This window comes from Staphylococcus sp. Ze2 (assembly GCF_048568365.1).
Taxonomy (GTDB): domain Bacteria; phylum Bacillota; class Bacilli; order Staphylococcales; family Staphylococcaceae; genus Staphylococcus; species Staphylococcus xylosus.
In genome coordinates this window covers 1,547,992-1,567,992 of record NZ_CP183486.1, presented here as the reverse complement: position 1 = coordinate 1,567,992, position 20,001 = coordinate 1,547,992, and the positions used below count along the sequence as shown (strand labels likewise).

General features: G+C 33.0%; 19 protein-coding genes and 1 other annotated feature. All 19 genes read right to left on the bottom strand.

What is annotated here, in order from left to right:
* Positions 1–11: 11 nt before the first annotated feature.
* The 19 genes from hisS to mreC all read right to left on the bottom strand — a co-directional run bounded on the left by hisS (position 12) and on the right by mreC (position 19,730).
* Positions 12–1,274, bottom strand: a complete 1,263-nt coding sequence (gene hisS / locus ACM591_RS07240; protein ID WP_029377119.1) for a histidine--tRNA ligase — start codon at positions 1,272–1,274, stop codon at positions 12–14.
* A gap of 326 nt (positions 1,275–1,600) precedes the next feature.
* Positions 1,601–2,476: an N-acetylmuramoyl-L-alanine amidase gene (locus ACM591_RS07235; protein WP_038678688.1), complete on the bottom strand. Its 876-nt coding sequence runs from the start codon at positions 2,474–2,476 to the stop codon at positions 1,601–1,603.
* Entirely contained in the window at positions 2,473–2,925 is a 453-nt protein-coding gene (gene dtd / locus ACM591_RS07230) for a D-aminoacyl-tRNA deacylase (protein ID WP_029377117.1), read from the bottom strand. The genes ACM591_RS07235 and dtd overlap by 4 nt, the downstream gene beginning before the upstream one ends.
* A 12-nt stretch (positions 2,926–2,937) precedes the next feature.
* A complete protein-coding gene (locus tag ACM591_RS07225; protein ID WP_326026756.1) occupies positions 2,938–5,127 on the bottom strand; it encodes a bifunctional (p)ppGpp synthetase/guanosine-3',5'-bis(diphosphate) 3'-pyrophosphohydrolase in 2,190 nt (729 codons plus the stop codon).
* A gap of 452 nt (positions 5,128–5,579) precedes the next feature.
* Positions 5,580–6,098: an adenine phosphoribosyltransferase gene (locus ACM591_RS07220; RefSeq protein ID WP_029377115.1), complete on the bottom strand. Its 519-nt coding sequence runs from the start codon at positions 6,096–6,098 to the stop codon at positions 5,580–5,582.
* A 12-nt stretch (positions 6,099–6,110) separates the two neighbouring features.
* Positions 6,111–8,390, bottom strand: a complete 2,280-nt coding sequence (gene recJ, locus ACM591_RS07215; protein WP_029377114.1) for a single-stranded-DNA-specific exonuclease RecJ — start codon at positions 8,388–8,390, stop codon at positions 6,111–6,113.
* A gap of 233 nt (positions 8,391–8,623) precedes the next feature.
* Positions 8,624–10,900, bottom strand: coding sequence for a protein translocase subunit SecDF (secDF, locus tag ACM591_RS07210; protein WP_029377113.1), 2,277 nt, complete (start codon positions 10,898–10,900; stop codon positions 8,624–8,626).
* 407 nt (positions 10,901–11,307) lie between these two features.
* Positions 11,308–11,568: a preprotein translocase subunit YajC gene (gene yajC, locus ACM591_RS07205; RefSeq protein WP_017724668.1), complete on the bottom strand. Its 261-nt coding sequence runs from the start codon at positions 11,566–11,568 to the stop codon at positions 11,308–11,310.
* A gap of 17 nt (positions 11,569–11,585) precedes the next feature.
* Complete coding sequence (gene tgt / locus ACM591_RS07200; protein ID WP_029377112.1) at positions 11,586–12,725, bottom strand: tRNA guanosine(34) transglycosylase Tgt; 1,140 nt, start codon at positions 12,723–12,725, stop codon at positions 11,586–11,588.
* A 20-nt stretch (positions 12,726–12,745) separates the two neighbouring features.
* Positions 12,746–13,771 carry a tRNA preQ1(34) S-adenosylmethionine ribosyltransferase-isomerase QueA gene (gene queA, locus ACM591_RS07195; protein ID WP_029377111.1) on the bottom strand — a complete coding sequence of 342 codons (1,026 nt, stop codon included), beginning with the start codon at positions 13,769–13,771 and terminating at the stop codon, positions 12,746–12,748.
* 2 nt (positions 13,772–13,773) lie between these two features.
* On the bottom strand, positions 13,774–14,778 hold the full coding sequence (gene ruvB / locus ACM591_RS07190; RefSeq protein ID WP_029377110.1) for a Holliday junction branch migration DNA helicase RuvB: 1,005 nt from the start codon (positions 14,776–14,778) through the stop codon (positions 13,774–13,776).
* Positions 14,779–14,809: 31 nt separating this feature from the next.
* On the bottom strand, positions 14,810–15,412 hold the full coding sequence (ruvA, locus tag ACM591_RS07185; RefSeq protein ID WP_029377109.1) for a Holliday junction branch migration protein RuvA: 603 nt from the start codon (positions 15,410–15,412) through the stop codon (positions 14,810–14,812).
* A 12-nt stretch (positions 15,413–15,424) separates the two neighbouring features.
* Positions 15,425–15,880 (bottom strand): ACT domain-containing protein, encoded by a 456-nt coding sequence (locus ACM591_RS07180; protein ID WP_029377108.1) that lies wholly within the window; start codon positions 15,878–15,880, stop codon positions 15,425–15,427.
* Positions 15,881–15,892: 12 nt separating this feature from the next.
* A complete protein-coding gene (obgE, locus tag ACM591_RS07175; protein ID WP_029377107.1) occupies positions 15,893–17,188 on the bottom strand; it encodes a GTPase ObgE in 1,296 nt (431 codons plus the stop codon).
* A 131-nt stretch (positions 17,189–17,319) separates the two neighbouring features.
* The gene (rpmA, locus tag ACM591_RS07170; protein ID WP_017724675.1) at positions 17,320–17,604 is read right to left on the bottom strand and encodes a 50S ribosomal protein L27; all 285 of its coding nucleotides are present in this window, start codon (positions 17,602–17,604) and stop codon (positions 17,320–17,322) included.
* A 12-nt stretch (positions 17,605–17,616) separates the two neighbouring features.
* Complete coding sequence (locus tag ACM591_RS07165; RefSeq protein WP_026113597.1) at positions 17,617–17,937, bottom strand: ribosomal-processing cysteine protease Prp; 321 nt, start codon at positions 17,935–17,937, stop codon at positions 17,617–17,619.
* A 2-nt stretch (positions 17,938–17,939) separates the two neighbouring features.
* Positions 17,940–18,248, bottom strand: a complete 309-nt coding sequence (gene rplU, locus ACM591_RS07160) for a 50S ribosomal protein L21 (RefSeq protein WP_017724677.1) — start codon at positions 18,246–18,248, stop codon at positions 17,940–17,942.
* Between the two features lie 12 nt (positions 18,249–18,260).
* Positions 18,261–18,334: a sequence feature (ribosomal protein L21 leader region), on the bottom strand.
* Between the two features lie 29 nt (positions 18,335–18,363).
* The gene (gene mreD, locus ACM591_RS07155) at positions 18,364–18,888 is read right to left on the bottom strand and encodes a rod shape-determining protein MreD (RefSeq protein WP_029377106.1); all 525 of its coding nucleotides are present in this window, start codon (positions 18,886–18,888) and stop codon (positions 18,364–18,366) included.
* Complete coding sequence (gene mreC, locus ACM591_RS07150; RefSeq protein ID WP_029377105.1) at positions 18,888–19,730, bottom strand: rod shape-determining protein MreC; 843 nt, start codon at positions 19,728–19,730, stop codon at positions 18,888–18,890. The genes mreD and mreC overlap by 1 nt, the downstream gene beginning before the upstream one ends.
* Positions 19,731–20,001: the final 271 nt, after the last annotated feature.

Genomic DNA, 20,001 nt, shown 5'->3' with positions numbered 1-20,001 from the left:
ATATCTTCTCCTTAGTTTTTAAAATAATTTATAATTGCATCTAAACGAATAGTTTCACTTTCACCTGATTGCATGTTTTTAACGTTTATCTTATTTTCTTCTAATTCTTGTTCACCTATAACAATAGTATAGTTTGCTTTCAATCTATCGGCTTGTTTCATTTGTCCTTTAACTTTACGTTGTAAATAATCTTTGTCGGCTTTAATGCCATTTCTACGTAAATCATTAAGTAATTTCACGGCAAAACGATCCGCTTCTTCACCCATAGTTACGATAAATAAATCAAAATCATGATCAACATCAAGTTCGATTTGTTCTTCATCTAAAGCTAGTAATAACCTTTCGATACTTAACGCAAATCCAATACCAGTTTGGCTTGGTCCATCTAATAATTCTAACAAACCATTATAACGACCACCTCCACATAATGTTGTAATCGCACCATCATAATTTGGATTATCTATCATTAATTCAAATGCAGTATGTGTATAATAATCTAAGCCTCTAACCAGATTAGGATCTTCTACATAAGGAACACCTAAATCATCCAAATGTTGCTTGACGTCAGCATAATATTTTTTAGATTGTTCATTTAAAAAATCGGTGATTTTAGGAGCAGTTTTAATAGCTTCTTTGTCTTTATCAATTTTACAGTCTAATATTCTCATTGGATTTGTGTGTAAACGTGCCTTACAGTCATTACAGAAATCATCAATTACAGGTTCAAAATGTCTGACTAGTGCATCATTGTATTCGCGACGTGATTCAATGTCACCGATACTATTAATCACTAATTTTAAATGTTTCAATCCAAATGATTGATAAATGTGCATGGCCATCGCTAAAATTTCCGCATCTATACCAGGATCTTCTGCACCAATTGCTTCAACACCAAATTGTGTGAACTGACGATAACGCCCTTTTTGTTTACGTTCATATCTAAACATTGGGCCATTGTAATATAATTTAATTGGTTGATTAGGTAAACCTTGCATCTTATTTTCAATATAAGAACGTACTACCGCTGCTGTGCCTTCTGGGCGTAGTGTAATACTGCGGTCTCCTTTATCTTTAAACGTGTACATTTCCTTTTGGACTACGTCTGTCGAATCACCTACACCTCGTGCAAATAATTCTGTACTTTCAAAAATTGGCGTACGAATTTCTTGATAATTGTAAACTTCCATTAACTCATCTAATCTTGATTCAATAAAACGCCATCTTTTTGTTTCGTCTGGTAAAATATCTTGCGTCCCTCTAGGTATATTTATCATAGAATCTCTCCTTTTATGCAATAAAAAAACCCTTGCATGACTAATAAGTCATACAAGGGACGAATTTCCGTGTTGCCACCCTAATTGATTATAAACGTTAGATTTATAATCCACTTCATACGAATAACGCTCGCTAAACGGCTTTTATCAAAGCACCTGTTCTTGTGTTCAATTTATCTAAACTACTATGCATAATTTTTCAGCCAGGAATTATGTCTCTTCGCATATTTTGCTACCATTTCGTTAAGAAAATTCAAGAATCATATCGGTTTTAATATAGAATTCATACTTAATAATAACCAGTTTGTTAGAATTATGCAACCTTTTTATTCTGAAAAATATGCACGTAGGCCATCAACAACTGCTTTTTCGAGTATATGTCTATGTAATTGATCCGTTATCATATCTTCATCAGTAGGATTGCTAATATAACCTAATTCTAATAATACAGCTGGTACATCTGTCTGTCTCAATACTTGGAAATTTTCCTGTCTGGCACCTTTATTTGTCAGTAATGCTCTCTTTTGCAAACTAGCACTTAATGTTTCGGCTAATGCTTTTTGATTATCTTTGAACCAATATACTGTGCTACCATTAGCTTTAGATGACTTTAGTGAATCATTATGTATACTAATATAAGCATCACCTTTTATGTTTCGCTCATCAAGACTAACATACGCATCGGTCTCACGAGTCATGTTAACCGTGGCACCTTCTTTTTCTAAAAGCGATTTTAGTTCTTTAGCAGTTTTTAAAGTGTATACTTTTTCGATACTTTTTTTATTTGTATTACTTGATGCTCCCTGGTCACTACCACCGTGACCAGGATCAAGTACTATCGTTTTATCTTTTAAAGGTTTGGCATTATGGTTAGCATCCGCTTCAATATTTAAATTCGTATGCCAACCTGCTACCCAACCTTTTTCTTTCTTGTTAGAAGATTCTACTTCTATCCACTTACCTGTCTTACCTATTTTTTGGAAGTTTTGTCCTTTATCGATGTTATTAATAACTGGATACGCGGCGCTTGGACCAGTTCTTAGTTCTGCATCTTCAGTAACATAGATACTACTACTATTCTCATCATTATGATTTAAGAAAGAGATAATCATAATGATGAAGACGACAAATGTTACAACGACAATTAATGCGGGGAAATTTTTAAGTTTATTTTTTTCTAGCCAAGTATTGATTTTTTTCATATGATTTTGCCATCCTGACTTTCATAAATAATTGTTACAGGACCATCATTGGCAATATTTACTAACATGTCTGTTCCAAATTCCCCTGTCAACACATTTATTCCATAAGAACGGAGTGTTTCATTTAATTTTTCATATAATTCATTAGCACGTTCTGGAGGCATGGATTGTGTAAACCCTGGTCTATTACCCTTTCTAACATCTGCATAAAGTGTAAATTGGGAAATAGATAAAATCTCTCCACCAATTTGTTGAAGGTTTAAATTTAATTTCCCATCCTCATCCTCAAACAGCCTTGCATTAAGGATTTTTTTAGCTAATGTAGCTATATCTGCTTCTGTTGAAGTTTTACCAACACCCACAAGCAAACAGTAGCCTTTATTTATTTTGTTTTCAATAGAATCATTTGAAACTGAAGCTTCTCTGACTCTTTGGACTACTATTCTCATTTAGTTACACCTCTAATTCCAAACTCTTGTTACAGTATATACATCTCCAAGTTGTTTAATTTTATCTACAACTTGATATACTTCATTCACATTTTTAACCATTACACTGATATTAATCACTGCATTTTTATCGATATCAGAACGTCCAGATACTTTTACCAAGTTACTTTGTGTTGAATTAACTGCTTGTAACACTTCATTTAGCAAACCGTTACGATCATATGCAGAAACTTCTAAATCTACTTGATAGCGTTGGGTTGAATCTTTAGAACGTACCCACTCTACATGAATCAGACGTTCTTTTTCATTTTTTATATTTGGACAATCTGTACGATGCACTTTTATACCATGGCCTTTTGTGATATATCCTACAATATCATCACCAGGGATTGGATTACAACATTTTGATAATCTAATCAAGACATTTTCAATACCTTCGACATAGACACCACTATCAGTCGTTATATCTTCTTTAATAGGTACTGATTTAGTTATCTCTTGAGCTTCATTTAATGCTTTTTGTTTATCTAAAATACGTTGTTTTTCAGTTAATTTATTAACAATTTGCAATGCTGTCACGCCACCAAAACCTACTGCAGCAAACAAGTCATCTTCATTAGCAAAATTATATTTATTGTTGACGATTTCGATATTTTCATCTGTTAAAACTGAGTCCACTCTAAAGCCTTGATCTTTAATTTCAGCCTCAACCATAAATTTACCTTTTTCAATGTTTGAAGAGCGGTCTTGTTTTTTGAAGAAACTTCTGATTTTACTCTTAGCACTGGATGATTTCACTATTTTTAACCAATCACGACTAGGTCCATATGAATGTTTACTTGTTCTTATCTCAACGATATCTCCTGTTTGTAACACATAGTCGATTGGTTCAATTTTACCATTTACTTTTGAACCAATCATTTTATTACCTACTTCACTGTGAACTGCATAAGCAAAATCAATTGGTACTGCACCATAAGGTAATTCAATGACATCACTTTCAGGCGTAAAGGCATAAACTTTATCGCTTTGTAAATCAAATTTTAGAGTTTCCACAAACTCTTCTGCATCAGAAGTTGTGTTATCAGTTTCAGCCAGCTCTTTAATCCAATCTAATTTTTTATTGAAATTTTGAGATTTTTCAGTAACTTTTTTACCTTCTTTATAAGCCCAATGTGCTGCCACACCATGCTCTGCTATCTCGTGCATTTCATAAGTTCGAATTTGGATTTCTAGTGGATCGCCGTTTGGTCCTACTACAGTAGTATGTAAAGATTGATACATATTTTGTTTCGGCATGGCAATATAGTCTTTAAATCTTCCAGGCATTGGTTTCCACAATGTATGAACAAGGCCTAAAACAGCATAGCAATCATTAATAGAATTAACAATAACTCTAATTGCTAATAAATCAAAGATTTGATCAAATTGTTTTTTCTGTTTGACCATTTTTCTATAAATACTATAAATATGCTTGGGACGCCCATTTATGTCACCAACAATGTGCATATTGGACAAGTCATTTTGTATTTGGTTAATGGCATTTTGAATGTATTCTTCTCTTTCGCTACGTTTCTTCTTCATAAGATTTACTATTCTAAAATATTGGACAGAATCCGTATATCGCAGTGCAGTATCTTCCAATTCCCATTTTATAGTATTAATACCTAATCTATGTGCTAAAGGAGCATAAATTTCAAGAGTTTCTTTTGAAATTCGAATTTGCTTCTCTCTTGGCATTGCTTTTAATGTTCTCATGTTATGTAAGCGGTCTGCTAATTTAACTAGGATTACTCGCACATCTTTAGCAATCGCTATAAATAATTTTCTGTGATTTTCTGCCTGTTGTTCTTCCTTCGAACGATACTTCACTTTTTTTAATTTAGTTACACCTTCAACGATAACTGCAATTTCTTCATTAAACATACCCTTCACATCATCAAATGTATAAGGTGTATCTTCTATAACATCGTGTAAGAAACCCGCAACAATGGTTGGACCATCTAAATGCATTTCAGTCAAAATGCCCGCAACTTGAATTGGATGCATAATATACGGTAAACCGTTTTTTCTAAATTGGCCTTCATGTGCCTCATAGGCAATGTGGTAACTTTTCAATACATATTCATACTCTTCTTTAGATAAATATGATTTTGCTTTGGATAGTACTTCATCTGCACTATATGGATATTCATTGTTCACTTAAGACACCCCTATACTAAATATTAATCGCTATTAGATACCCAGTATTATATTTCGTTAGCTTCAATTAATTTTCGTTTAATTATGATTGTAACGTATTTTAACGTTATTCGGCCAAATTATGTATAATAGTTATATAATACTACATGTTAATAAATAAATAAATGAGTATGCGATACTAATAGTAAAATATGGTTTTAATTTTGTCTTATAAATACAAAATTAAGCTAATTTCCCAAAATCATTAATGATTTTCCTTACTTTATTATATATATATAGCAAATACTCATGTTCTATTAACCTTAGCTTTAGTTTAATCGCAGTAAATAATTAATAGATCACTGTTTTTTTAGTACAAATTAAATAAAAAAACACACCTCCATTTTAAAAATGAAGATGCATTTTTACTTTAAGTATGTTGGTAATTCAAGCCTTTAACTTAATTGTGTTGATTACTCATCATATGAGATTAAACTCATAACATCGTAGTCTCTAATTTTTTCTATACCATTTAAATATTTAAGTTCAATAATGAATGCAATACCAACCACAATTCCACCCAATTGCTCTATAAGTTTAATCGCCGCTTCTATTGTCCCACCTGTCGCAAGTAAGTCATCTGTGATTAATACACGTTGACCTGGTTTAATTGCGTCTTTATGCATTGTAAGCACGTTTGTTCCATATTCCAAATCATATTCATAGCGAATTACTTCTCTTGGTAATTTACCCTCTTTTCTTACTGGAGCAAAACCTATCCCCATTGAATAAGCTACTGGACAACCAATGATAAAGCCACGTGCTTCCGGTCCAACAATAATATCAACATCTCTATCTTTAGCATATTCCACGATTTGATCTGTAGCATAACCATATGCCTCACCATTATCCATAATCGTTGTTATATCTTTAAAGTTAACGCCTGGTTTTGGCCAATCTTCAACCTCAGACACATATTGTTTTAAATCCATTCAAACTTCCTCCTATTTATCTATCAACTCTGATTTAATCCATTTCTTTAAATTACTAAAGTCATCATACAATAGAATTTTTTCCACTTCTATTCTATTTAATCGACCTTGATAATATTTACTGGATTCAATCTCTCTCTTTGTGGAAATGCTGTTCATCGTAATTATACCATTTTCCTCTTTTATAAACTCTAAATCAAGAAAAACTTTTAAGATAAATTTAAGCATACTAGGTTGTATATTTAAAAACTGACATAATTGCATTCCGTCTTTAGCTAAATTAGTTTCACGTTTCGTTGCTAGTGCTTTAAAACATTTTTTGAATGTTTCCATTTTTGGCATACCTTCAAAATATATCGATTGCTCATGATTTAAAACTAAATAAATTTGTGAAACATTCACGCTTTTAAGTGTATCTTTAATTTCTTGAATAGACGTTGGTAAATCACGAAATACATACTTATTATACTGTTGTTGAATCGTTTCCCCGTAATAATAGTAATTATCTCCTAATTTTTCATTTTTATTATGAATTAAATATGCGACATCATCAGCGCCTTGTTGAAAACTACTAATATTACGTTTACTTCTATAATCTAGAATCTGTAAATTATTACTAGCTAAATCTTGTATCATAAATTGAGGAGATTGGAAGCCGTTCCATTCATTAATTTGTAATGTTCCTATTACATTAATCGGTTGTTGTTCTCCCAATTCCTTAACTAAGTGACCATGTTGCCAAAATATAGCTTGTAACTTAGTATCACCCATAACTAACTTTAAATGCTTACTATCTTGGCCAATCGCTTTACTTTGATTGACTGTAATATCTTCTAATTCAAAACATGGACTAGAAAAATCTGTACCGAACGGACGTAACCTTTGGATATCTTGAATATTTTTAATAGTAATATCAGATTCATCAATTTTCACATCAACTTTTTTGCGTGGTTCCAATGAAGTAGTGCTAGCTAATTGCTCCATCCAATCATTTAAACCATTTCGTAAAGAATCAACATTTTCAATCGGCATAGTGATACCAGCAGCCATGTGATGACCACCAAATTTTGTTATTAAATCTGTGTGTGCATTTAGAATTTCAAACATAGATACTTGTTCAATACTACGTGCAGAACCTTTAGCATGATTTTGCCCTTCATCTATATTTAAAATTAGAGTTGGCAGACTATAAGTTTCTACTATTTTGGAAGCAACAATACCTAAAACACCTTCATGCCAATCGGGCTGAGCTAAAAGTAAAAATTTCGACCCTTGATTAACTTGAATTTCCGCTGCTGCTAATGCTTCTTCAGTAATTTGAGAAACGATGTCTTTACGTTCTTGATTAAAAAATTCTACTTGTTCTGCAAGAAATTCTGCTTCTTCATCTGAATCAGTCATCAATAATTCTGCTGCAAGACCTGCATCTTCAAGCCTTCCTACCGCATTTAGTCTTGGTCCTATAATAAATCCAATTGTCTCTTCCGTAATACTATCACTATAACCCGCTTGGCTTAATATTGCTTTTATAGATGGCGGGCAATGATCGTTTAATACTTCCAATCCTTTTTTTACTAAAGCTCTATTTTCATCTGTCAATGATACTAAATCTGCTACTGTGCCAATCGCAACTAACCCTAAGAAATATACTGGGGGTTCGTCCAATAATTTTTGTGCCAATTTATATGCAACCCCTGCGCCACATAAATACTTAAATGGATAATCAAATTTTGGATGCATTGGATGAACAATTGCATATGCGTTTGGCATTGTACGACCAATTTCATGGTGATCCGTCACTATTACATCAACACCTAAATCCTGAACCATTTGAATTTCATCATGGCCTTGAATACCGTTATCGACTGTAATGATTAATGAGATACCTTCTTCATGCGCATTTTTAAAAGCCATTTCGTTAGGTCCATAGCCTTCGGAAAAACGATTAGGTATGTACCAACCTACATGTGCACCTAATTCCTTTAATGTATTCACTAAAATCGTTGTAGAGGTTACCCCATCTGCATCGTAATCGCCATAAACTAAAATCTTTTGATTTTGATCTATCGCTAAATTAATTCGTGCTATTGCTTTTTCCATATCACTCATTAACATTGGATCATGCAATACGGGTGTGCCATTGAGGAGATTGTTAATTGTGTCTTTATCTGCTAATCCTTTACTCTCTAGGATTTTTTTTACAATAGGAGTTAGTTTTAAATCCGAAGCATCTGCCTCTGCAATTTCATATTCTGGTAATTTAACATCCCATGTATATTTTGATTTAATCATACTATTCTCCCTCATTTCCACAAGTCATTATACAAAAGATATACCAAAATAAAAAGTAGTTTCATTTATAGAATTGTTTGAATCGACTTTTTGATAATAAAATGGTCAAATACTATTTGAAATACACTACTTTAATACAGACTAATAAATATATTTTTACAAGTAATTAAACAGATAAAGACCACAATTAATGCATTTGCAAAAATTGTGGTCTTTTGAAATAAAATTTTAAATTATACTAAGATTTTTTCGTCATTTGATTTTTTCTCTTTATAAACTATAAGTTTATTATTATCGGATTTTTTAAGTTGACGTTTCTTCATAATACCCCAAAGTGGCACTGCTATAAATACAGAAGAGAATACGCCTGTAATTAACCCAACTAATAATGCAAGAGAGAAATTAAAGATACTTGGTGCACCGAATAATAATAATGCAATAACTACAATAACTACAGTTAATACCGTGTTTATAGAACGTGTCATTGTCTGACGAATCGATCTATTAACAACATCATCAATTTGAGCATTTGTAGTAATCACTTTTACTTTGTGTAAGTTTTCTCTAACTCTATCAAATGTAACAATCGTGTCATTTATTGAGTAACCAATAATAGTTAATATAGCTGCTATAAAGGTAATATCTACCTCTAATCTAAATAAACTGAATACTGCCACAATCATAAACGCATCATGTAATAATGCGAGCACAGATGAAAGTCCCATACGCCATTCAAATCTAAATGTGATATAGATGATAATACCAATTGCAGCATATAGTAATGCAAGCATAGCATTTTTAGCTAGTTCTTGACCTATTACTGGTGAAACCGTATTAACAGTTGGTTTGTGACCAAATTGATCATCTATCGTATCCTGTATTTTAGATACTTGATCTTTAGATAAATCTTTTTTGAATTGAACCGTTGCCGTTTTACCATTTTCACCTAAAGATACTTGGTCAGGTTTAAAATCATTATCTTCTAAAGTATTTTTAACCTTAGTTTCAGTAACTTTATTATCAGATTCAAAGTCAACCCGCGTACCACTTGTAAAATCAATACCTAAGTTTAACTTAAATACAAATAAAATGATGGCACCTATGGCGATAATAAGTACACTTAATGATAGTAATGGTTTAGCAAGTTTCATAAAATCAATACGTTCGTATGGTGTTTTCAAATCATGAATTTCTTTTTTATCGTTAATATCATAAATATTTTTCTTGCTTACACCAAACAACCAATTTGATTTTTTAAAGTAATTAGATGATACAAGTAATGTTAACAACCATCTTGATAGGAATACAGCTGTTACAAATATCATTAAAATACCTAATAGCAACATTGTAGCGAAACCTTTAACTGAACTTTCACCAAAGAAGAATAGCACTGCAGCAGCAATTACTGTTGTCAACTGGGCATCTACAATCGTTAAGAAAGAACTTTTATTCGCTTTTTTATATGCCTGCTTAAGTGTTCGTCCAATCTTCAATTCATCTTTAATCCGTTCATACATGATTATATTAGCATCAACAGCCATACCAACACCGAGTACTAAGGCTGCGAGACCTGGGAGTGTTAACACCCCTGAAATAAAGTTAAATGCTAATAACGTTAAGTAAATATACGCAGTTAACGCAATTATAGCTACTAATCCAGGCAAACGGTAGAATCCTAACATGAATAGATAAATAATAGCAATACCGATTGCAGCGGCAAACACCGTTTTATCTAAGGCATCTTGGCCAAATTGAGCACCTACAGAATTTGAATATATTTCATTTAAATCAACTGGTAGTGAACCAGAATTTAATAAATCTGCAATTTGTTTTGCTTTTTCTACACCTTCTTCACCATTAAAACCACCTGAAATTTCAACGCTATCGGAGTTTATTGGCTTATCAACTGAAGCCGCAGAAACATACTTAGGATCTTTCTTATTCATTTCTTTATGATAAGTGTCACCTTTTTCATGGTCTAGCCATACAACCATAACATTTTCATCTTTTTTAGAAATTTCTTCAGTTACTTTTTTAAATTTAGCACTATCTTTCAATTTAAATGTAACCGCTGGCTGATTCGTGTTTTGTTTAAATTCTTGTTTTGCAGAACCTTGCTGGATATCTTTACCAGTTAATTTGATATTATCATCAGCGTCACGAATTGTTAAATTCGCTTGAGAAGATAGTATCTCACGCGCTTGTGATTGGTTTTTCACACCGGCAAGTTGTACGCGAATTCTATTTTTATCTTCTACTTGTATCTTAGGTTCAGAAACACCTAAAACGTTCACACGATTTTCAAGCGTTTTAGCCGTTGCTTTTACCGCTTTATCGTCTATTTTATCATCTTTTTGTAAAGGATCTACTTGGTATAAGACTTCAAATCCACCTTGCAAATCAAGACCAAGATTAACGTCCTTAACTACGTTCTTATACGTGAGTCCCATGCCTGCAAACAGGAGCACTACAAGTAATATAAACGCAACTATTCGATTACTTTTCTTCACTTGAACACCTCATTCTAAGCTTATAATTTAAGAATACGCTTCTAATATCAATTATTGCAAGTTTTATTAAACTACGCTAAATTATCTAAACGACCTATATATCTTAACATATTACATCCTGCGTAAAAACTAACTCTATTAAAAATTGTAAGAAAATTTAATTGTAAGCGTTACAAGATTTAGGCTTAGTAGTTTTGAATGTTTTAAAGATATTATTCCTAAAATGCGTATGATATATCTTAAAGTATAACATGACCTGAATAAAATGACCTTTAAGTAAACAAAGTTGCGTCATTTAATTTACTTATTTACTTAAAATAAAAAAACAAACCAAACGCTAATAATTAGCATTTGGCTTGTTTTTATTTTAGAAATTAATCCATTCCCATGTATCGATACATTATTTATTATGAAGGATCAACTTGTTTAATAGCAGGTTTTTCTAAAGTGATTTCCGTACCATTACCATTCAAAGTTAATACAACTGTAGTTTCGTCAACACTACGTACAGTACCTTTGATACCGCCGATAGTTGTTACACGTTGGCCAGAAGTAACTTGGCTAATCATTTCACGATGCTCTTTAGCCTTTTTCTGTTGTGGTCTAATTAAGAAGAACCACATTAATACTAATAATAAAATTGGTAATATCAATGAAGTAAATTGCATTATTTTATTTCTCCCTTTTAAAAGTTTTTTGGGTTTTCAACATTCAGTCCATACTGTTCAAAGAATTCTTCTTTAAAATCAAGAAGTCGATCTTCACGAATTGCTTGTCGGATATTTTCCATTAATTTAAGCAAGAAATGTAAATTATGATAAGTAGTAAGACGGATACCAAAAGTTTCTTCTGCTTTTATTAAATGTCTTATGTATGCTCTACTATAATTTTTACAAGTATAACAATCACAGTTTTCATCAAGCGGACCTAAATCTTCTGCATACTTAGCATTTTTAATAGTCACACGGCCATGCGATGTCATACAAGTACCATTACGTGCAATTCGTGTTGGTAATACACAATCAAACATATCCATACCTCTGATACTACATTCTATTAATGCATCTGGTGAACCCACACCCATTAAATAACGTGGTTTATCTTTCGGCATAAATTGTTCAGTATGTTTTACCATATCATACATAACTGGCTTAGGTTCGCCTACAGACAAACCGCCAATTGCGTATCCCGGAAAATCTAAAGCAACTAATTCCTCAGCGCTTTGTTTTCTCAGATCTTTATATTCCCCACCTTGTATAATTCCAAACAAAGCTTGATCATCAGGTCTCTTATGTGCTTGGAGGCAACGTTCTGCCCATCTAGTTGTTCTTTCAATTGAATCTTTCACATATTTATATTCAGCAGGCATAGGCGGACATTCATCAAAAGCCATCATGATATCAGAACCTAAATCATTTTGTATCTGCATAGCTTTTTCTGGACTCAAAAATAATTTTGAACCATTTGTATGGTGACGGAACTCTACACCTTTTTCACTAATCTTTCTCAAATTACTTAAGCTAAATACTTGGAAACCACCAGAGTCAGTCAGTATGGGACCGTTCCAGTTCATAAACTGATGTAATCCCCCACTCTTTTTGATGATATCATTTCCAGGTTGTAACCACAAATGATATGTGTTTCCTAGAATGATTTTTGCTTCCATTTGATTTAATTCTTCTGGACTCATCGTTTTAACTGTCGCTTTTGTTCCTACAGGCATAAACATTGGTGTTTCAAAAGAGCCATGCGGCGTGTGGACGATACCTAATCTCGCACCAGATTGTTTACAAGTTTTAATATGCTCATATGTTACTGCTGGCATATAAACGCTCCTTTCATTCCCTAAATAATTAACATTGCATCTCCAAAGCTAAAGAATCTATATTCTAAAGAAACTGCTTGATTATAAGCATTTAAAATATTATCTCTCGAACTAAACGCTGAAACTAACATTACAAGTGTAGATTTCGGCAAATGGAAGTTTGTAATCAATCCGTCAATGGCTTTAAAAGTAAATCCTGGGAAGATAAAAATATCTGTCCAACCACTTTGTGATACAAATTTGTCATTTGATTGCATAATTGTTTCTAATGTTCTTGTAGATGTTGTACCAACCGATATAATTCGGTTCCCTCTTTCTTTCGTTTCGTTTAATAGGTCCGCAGTTTCACTATCCATTTGATAGTATTCACTATGCATTTCATGGTCATCTATATTATCTACGCTAACTGGTCTAAATGTTCCTAGTCCTACATGTAATGTAATAAAAGCAATATTAACACCTTTATCTCTAATATTGGCTAATAATTCATCTGTGAAATGGAGCCCCGCTGTCGGTGCTGCTGCTGAACCTGAAGCTTTTGCGTAAACAGTTTGATAGCGATCTTGATCATCTAAACGCTCTTTAATATAAGGAGGCAAAGGCATTTCACCTAATTCATCTAAACGTTCTTGTAAGATGCCATCATAATGTAGTCTCATAATACGACCGCCTTGATCTAGCTCTTTTATGCACTCGGCTACAATTTTACCTTCACCGAAGGTTAATCTGTTACCTACTTTAATTCTTTTAGCTGGTTTTAGTAACACTTCCCAATCATTACCTTCGATTTGAGTAAGCATTAACATTTCTACCTTTGCTCCAGTCTCTTCTTTTAAACCGAATAGCCTTGCAGGCATCACTCTTGTATCATTTAATACAAGGGTGTCCCCGCTTTCTAAATAATTTATTACATCTTTAAAATGTTGATGTTCAATATCACCAGATTGTCTGCCAAGAATTAGCAATCTACTTTCATCTCTGTTTTTCAGAGGTGTTTGTGCAATTAATGATTCAGGCAAATGATAATCAAATGCTTCAATATCCAAACTTATTCCCTCTTTTCATTCTTCTTACTAAAATGTTCAAATGCATAAGGTGTTGCTTTACGACCACGGGGTGTGCGTTCGATAAAACCCTTCTGAATTAAAAAAGGTTCATACACATCTTCAATTGTAATCCGCTCTTCTCCAATCGAAACAGCAATTGTATCTAACCCAACAGGTCCACCTTTATATTGCTCCAAAATACAATTCATCATTTTATGATCTATGTAGTCCAATCCTTCATCATCAACTTGGAGTAATTGCAATGATGCTTTCGTGGTTTCAATACAGATTGACTCATCATCATTGACTTGTTGAAAATCACGAACCCGTTTTAATAATCTATTGGCTACTCTTGGCGTACCACGACTACGTTTTGCTAATTCTATAGCGCTATCGTCATCTATTGAGGTACCAAGTACTTCTGCTGTACGCACGATAATTTCTTTTAATTCATGTTCTTTGTAATATTCTAATCTGAGGTGCACACCGAATCTGTCACGCAATGGGGCTGTCAAACTACCTGCACGTGTCGTCGCGCCAATCAATGTGAATGGCGGTAAATCTATACGTATGCTACGTGCTTCTTCACCCTTGCCTATAACGATATCAAGGAAGAAATCTTCCATGGCTGGGTACAAAACTTCTTCTACAACACTACTTAGTCTATGAATTTCATCTATAAATAAAACATCACCAGGTTGTAAACTAGACAGAATTGCTGCTAAATCTCCCGGCCTTTCTATTGAAGGCCCAGAAATTGTTCTAATGTTAACATCCATTTCATTTGCAATAATATTGGACAATGTCGTTTTACCTAATCCAGGGGGGCCGAATAACAGCACATGGTCTAATGGTTCTTGTCTGATTTTAGCTGCTTTTATAAACACCTCTAAATTCGATTTAATTGTTGATTGACCTATGTACTGACGTAATTTAGTCGGTCGCAATGAAAATTCAAATGAAGATTCCTCATCATGCATAGATTGATCTACCATTCTATCGTCCATTGATTACACCCCTTTAAAATATTATTTTCAATTATGATATCAATAATTGCAATCCTTTTTTAACTGCATCATCTACAGATTCGAACGAATCTTTTGCTAATACTTTTTCCACTTTTGTTAACTCTCGTTTTGAGTATCCTAACGCTTCCAATGCTAAGATTGCTTCTTTAATAATTGGTGTATTATCACCAAATGAAGCCTCAGCATTTAATATTTGACTACTATCTACTTCGTTTATTTGAACTTTTCCTTTAAGGTCTAGTACGATTTGGCGTGCTGTTTTTTTACCAATACCAGGAAATTTTGTTAAATAGGTATCATTTTCGTTCTCTATAGCTATCTTGACCTCATTAGGTGAACTACTAGCTAATATAGCTAACGCAGATTTCGGTCCAATACCTGTTACTTTAATTAAGCTTAAAAACATGTCTTTTTCTTCTTGATTTATAAATCCATAAAGAAGTTGAGCATCTTCTCTAACTATTAATGAAGTGTGAATTACAACCTCTTGATCCATAAATTTTTGAAAACGATAAGAATTGGGCGTTTGAATTTCGTACCCAACGCCTGAGGCCTCTACAACTACGTGTGTAGGATTTAAAACTGCTAATGTTCCTTTTATATATGCATACATGGTTACACTTCCTTATATAGTCATACTAATTAATTCTACTTTGGAAACGTGATCAATTACTCGCAATGCTTCCATAACATCATCGATTTCTAAATTTGTACCTTTAGCGTCTAATGAAAGTGTAATCGTTGCTCTACTTTCCATTGGTATACTTTGATGAATTGTTAATACTGACAAACTTAAACTTGATAAAGTATTTAAAACTTCTGCCAACATTCCTATGATATCATTCACATATAATATTAATGTGAATTCACGTGTGGACTCCATTTTTTCATCAATAGGGAATATTGTATCCCTATATTTATAAAAAGCACTTCTTGATAAATCGAATTGTTTAACTGCTTCAAATATGGACAGTGATGGATCATTTTTCAAAACTTCTTTAATTTTCAAGGTTTTTATAACAGATTCTGGTAATACATCCTCGCGAATTAAGTAAAACTTTTTATAATCTTTTTTGTCCATTTTCAAGCACTCCTATTCAACGAATTCAAATTCTCCACCAAGGATTCTAACAATATCTCCATTTTTACATCCGCGTGCTCTCAACGCTTCATCAATACCCATAGAACGCATTTGACGTGCAAATCGACGTACGGCAGGATCACTATTAAAGTCAGTCATTTTGAACATTCTTTCGATTGCTTTACCACTTACAACGTATGCAGCATCATCATCGCGTGTAATAGTGAATTTATCTTGACTAGGTGTATGTTTGTAAATCACTCTATTAACACCTAAATCTTCTTCTTCATCTTTACTAAAGTCAATGTCTTTTACTTCTTCTAATTTGTCTGCTATTGCATAAAGTAGCTCATCAATATGGTCATGCATAAATGTAGAAAGTGGGATAATATGAATAGAATTATCATTTAAAGCTTTTTTAAATGCTTCTAAATTCTCTTCTGCATTAGGCATATCCATTTTATTAGCAACTACAATTTGAGGTCGTTCCTCTAAACGATGTTCGTAGGCATTTAATTCTTCATTGATAACTTTATAATCTTCATAAGGGTCACGTCCCTCAGAACCACTCATATCTACCATATGAACTATTACTTTTGTACGTTCAACGTGTTTTAAAAACTGGTGTCCCAAGCCTACGCCTTCAGACGCACCTTCTATTAACCCTGGTAAGTCTGCCATTACAAAACTTCTTTGATCTTTCGTAGAAACCACACCAAGATTAGGTTTAATTGTTGTAAAATGGTATGCACCTATCTTAGGTTTAGCTTTAGATACAATAGATAATAAAGTAGATTTACCCACACTTGGGAACCCTACTAGACCAACGTCAGCTAGTAATTTTAATTCTAAGGTAACATCAATTTCTTCACCAGGTTCACCATTTTCACTGAAATCTGGTGCTGGGTTTCTAGGAGATGCGAAACGTGAATTTCCTCGACCGCCTCGACCACCTTTAGCTACTACTGCGCGTTGACCATTTTCAACCAAATCAGCTAAGACTTCTTCTGTCTCAACACTTTTAATAATTGTGCCAGGTGGCACTTTTAATACAAGTTCCTCAGCATTTTTACCATGCATATTACTACTTTGACCGGCATCGCCTCTTTTGGCTTTGAAATGTGTTTGGTATCTAAAATCTAATAATGTTCTCAATCCTTCATCCACTTCAAATATAATAGACGCACCATCACCGCCATCACCACCAGCTGGACCACCGAATGGAACATATTTCTCTCTACGATATGCTGTTATACCGTTACCTCCATCACCCGCTTTAAGTGATATTTTAACTTGATCGACAAACATGATTTCACCTCTTTTTCTTAATATTTATTTTTTATATCATTCTTTATATTATATCATTATCTCATTAACTAGAAAATAAAGACAAAAAATAAACACCAGAAGTGATCACTTCTGGTGTTAACGATGACAAATTACTCAGCTGCTGCGTAAACAGAAACTTGTTTTTTGTCGCGACCTTTGCGTTCAAATTTAACCACGCCGTCGATTTTAGCGAATAATGTATCGTCGCCACCACGACCTACATTTTCACCAGGATAAATTTTAGTACCACGTTGGCGGAATAAGATTGAACCACCTGTAACGTGTTGACCATCAGCACGTTTAGCTCCTAAACGTTTAGAAACTGAGTCACGTCCGTTTTTTGTAGAACCAAGTCCTTTTTTAGATGAGAAGAACTGTAAATTTAATTTTAACATTATGATTGCACCTCACTTATAGTTTAATCTGATATTTTCTTTATATTCTTCTTCAATTGTTTGCAATGAAACTAACATTGCCTGAAGAATTAATTGCGCTTGTTCATTAGAAGTATCAACACTTCTAATATGAAAATGTCCACCGTCATCATTGTAATCGATATCGGGCTTCTCATTTGTTAATCCCATTATAGCATTAACACTTCCGAAAAGCACTGCGGATGCACCTGCACAAACTATATCATGTCCATACTCGCCATGTTCTGCATGGCCATCCATGATAACATCAGTGATTTGACCGACATCGTTCAAAGTAACATCAACAGTAATCATAATTATGCGTTGATTTTGTCGATTGTTAATTTAGTGTATGGTTGACGATGACCTTTTTTACGTTTTGAGTCTTTACGACGTTTATATGTGAATACAGTGATCTTCTTACCGCGACCTTGTTTCTTAACAGTAGCAGTAACTGAAGCACCTTCAACAGTTGGCGCACCAACTTTAACTGCGTCTCCACCTACGAATAATACTTTGTCAAATGTGAAAGAGTCACCTTCGTTAACATCTAATTTCTCAACAAAGATTTCTTGTCCTTCTTCTACTTTAACTTGTTTTCCACCTGTTTCAATAATAGCAAACATACTTTGCACCTCCTATAATTTAAGTCACGCCAAATTTAGGTGACATACATGTTCTTTAACCTAAATCCGAGCGGTTGTATGTAGCTAAAAACTACTCAACTACTGCATTTTAGCATTAGGGTTTCTTACTGTCAATCTTCAATTGTACTTTTCTAAAGAATTTAGTGATAATTGGATAGAAAATAATGAGTAATATAAAATTAAGCACCAACGTAGGTATTAATCTATACAACACAAAATCAAATAAATCAAATGCTATCAATCCTAATATACTATAAATTATAGCTACATAAATTTCTATGAAAATTGTACTTAATAAAACTATAAAGAATAACATTGTATAGTCTCTATAGAATGTTTTAAAGAAAAAGTCTTGTATTACTACGAATAGTATATAACCAAATAGGTACAAACCATAAAAACTACCAAAATACAGGTCAGTAATTAGGCCTAACACCGTAGATAAAATAATAGCTACACCAAAACTTCTGTGGACACATATTATCAGTAAATACATTAGAGTCAAGTGTGGCACAAAAATTATGTCCTTCGTGCCAATTTGCATTGGGATAATTAACCCAATTGCCGTATCAATATAAAATAATACAATACCAATAAGAAAGTAGTATAACGCACGCATTAATTTTCACCACTTTCACTATCTGGTATTGTCTTAGGGTCTCTTTTAGCTACATATACATGATTTAAATCTGATAAATTAGCAGCTGTTTTTAATCTTACTTCTTTTGATAAGCCATATTCATCATTTTCTACTTTTGAAACTTCACCTATGTATATACTACTTGGTAATTGATCAGCTAAACCACTTGTAACAACCTTATCTCCTTTTTTCACACTATCTTTGTTATTAATATCAGTAATAATCAATTCTTCATTTTTAGAGTCATAATGATCGATTAACCCAAAAACATTTTTACCATCATGTTGGATATTAACTGATAAACGATTAGCACGTGTATTTGTTGAAATCAAATCTACTTGTGATGAAAATTGATTTACTTTAGATATTCGACCTACCAAACCTTCTGATGTCATCACGGCCATATTATTTTTTATACCGTCTTTAGCACCTTGGTTAATGACTAGTGTATTCATCCATTGATCTGGATTTCTAGATAATACCGTACTAGAAATTGGTTCGAATTTAGATATATCCTCTATATCCAATTCTTTTTTATACTTTTTGTTTTCAGATTTCAGTCTTTCATTTTCAGCTTCTAATTGTTTAACCTTGCTTTGTTGCTCTTTTGAACTATCTTTTGCAAAAAGGGTATTGATTGAACCTGTTACGAAATGAACGGGATAACTAACCGCTTTTTGACCGAATGCAACTGAATCTCCTACGTATTGTTCTACTGGTGATTGTGATTGCGAACGTAAAGATACACCAATTAAGGCAATAAATACAATGATTGCACATAAGATAACAATCAACTTGTTGTTTTTAAAAAACTTTGACAACCTAAACACCTCTATTACCCGACTATTTTACTACTTTATATCATTTTATATTACTCGTAGATCTAAATAAAGTAGTAACCTTATTATTCGCAAATTAAATTCTAGCCGCTTCATTCCATATACTGAACGGAAGAACAATTGTTGTTGCGGTTCTACTTTAAAATATAAAATATAGTGTTAATTTGTATTATAACAACTTTCAAAGTAAATAGTGTATTAAAATCTTGAATTTTCCAATTTTTTAAATTTAAAATTATGTATATAAGTTAAA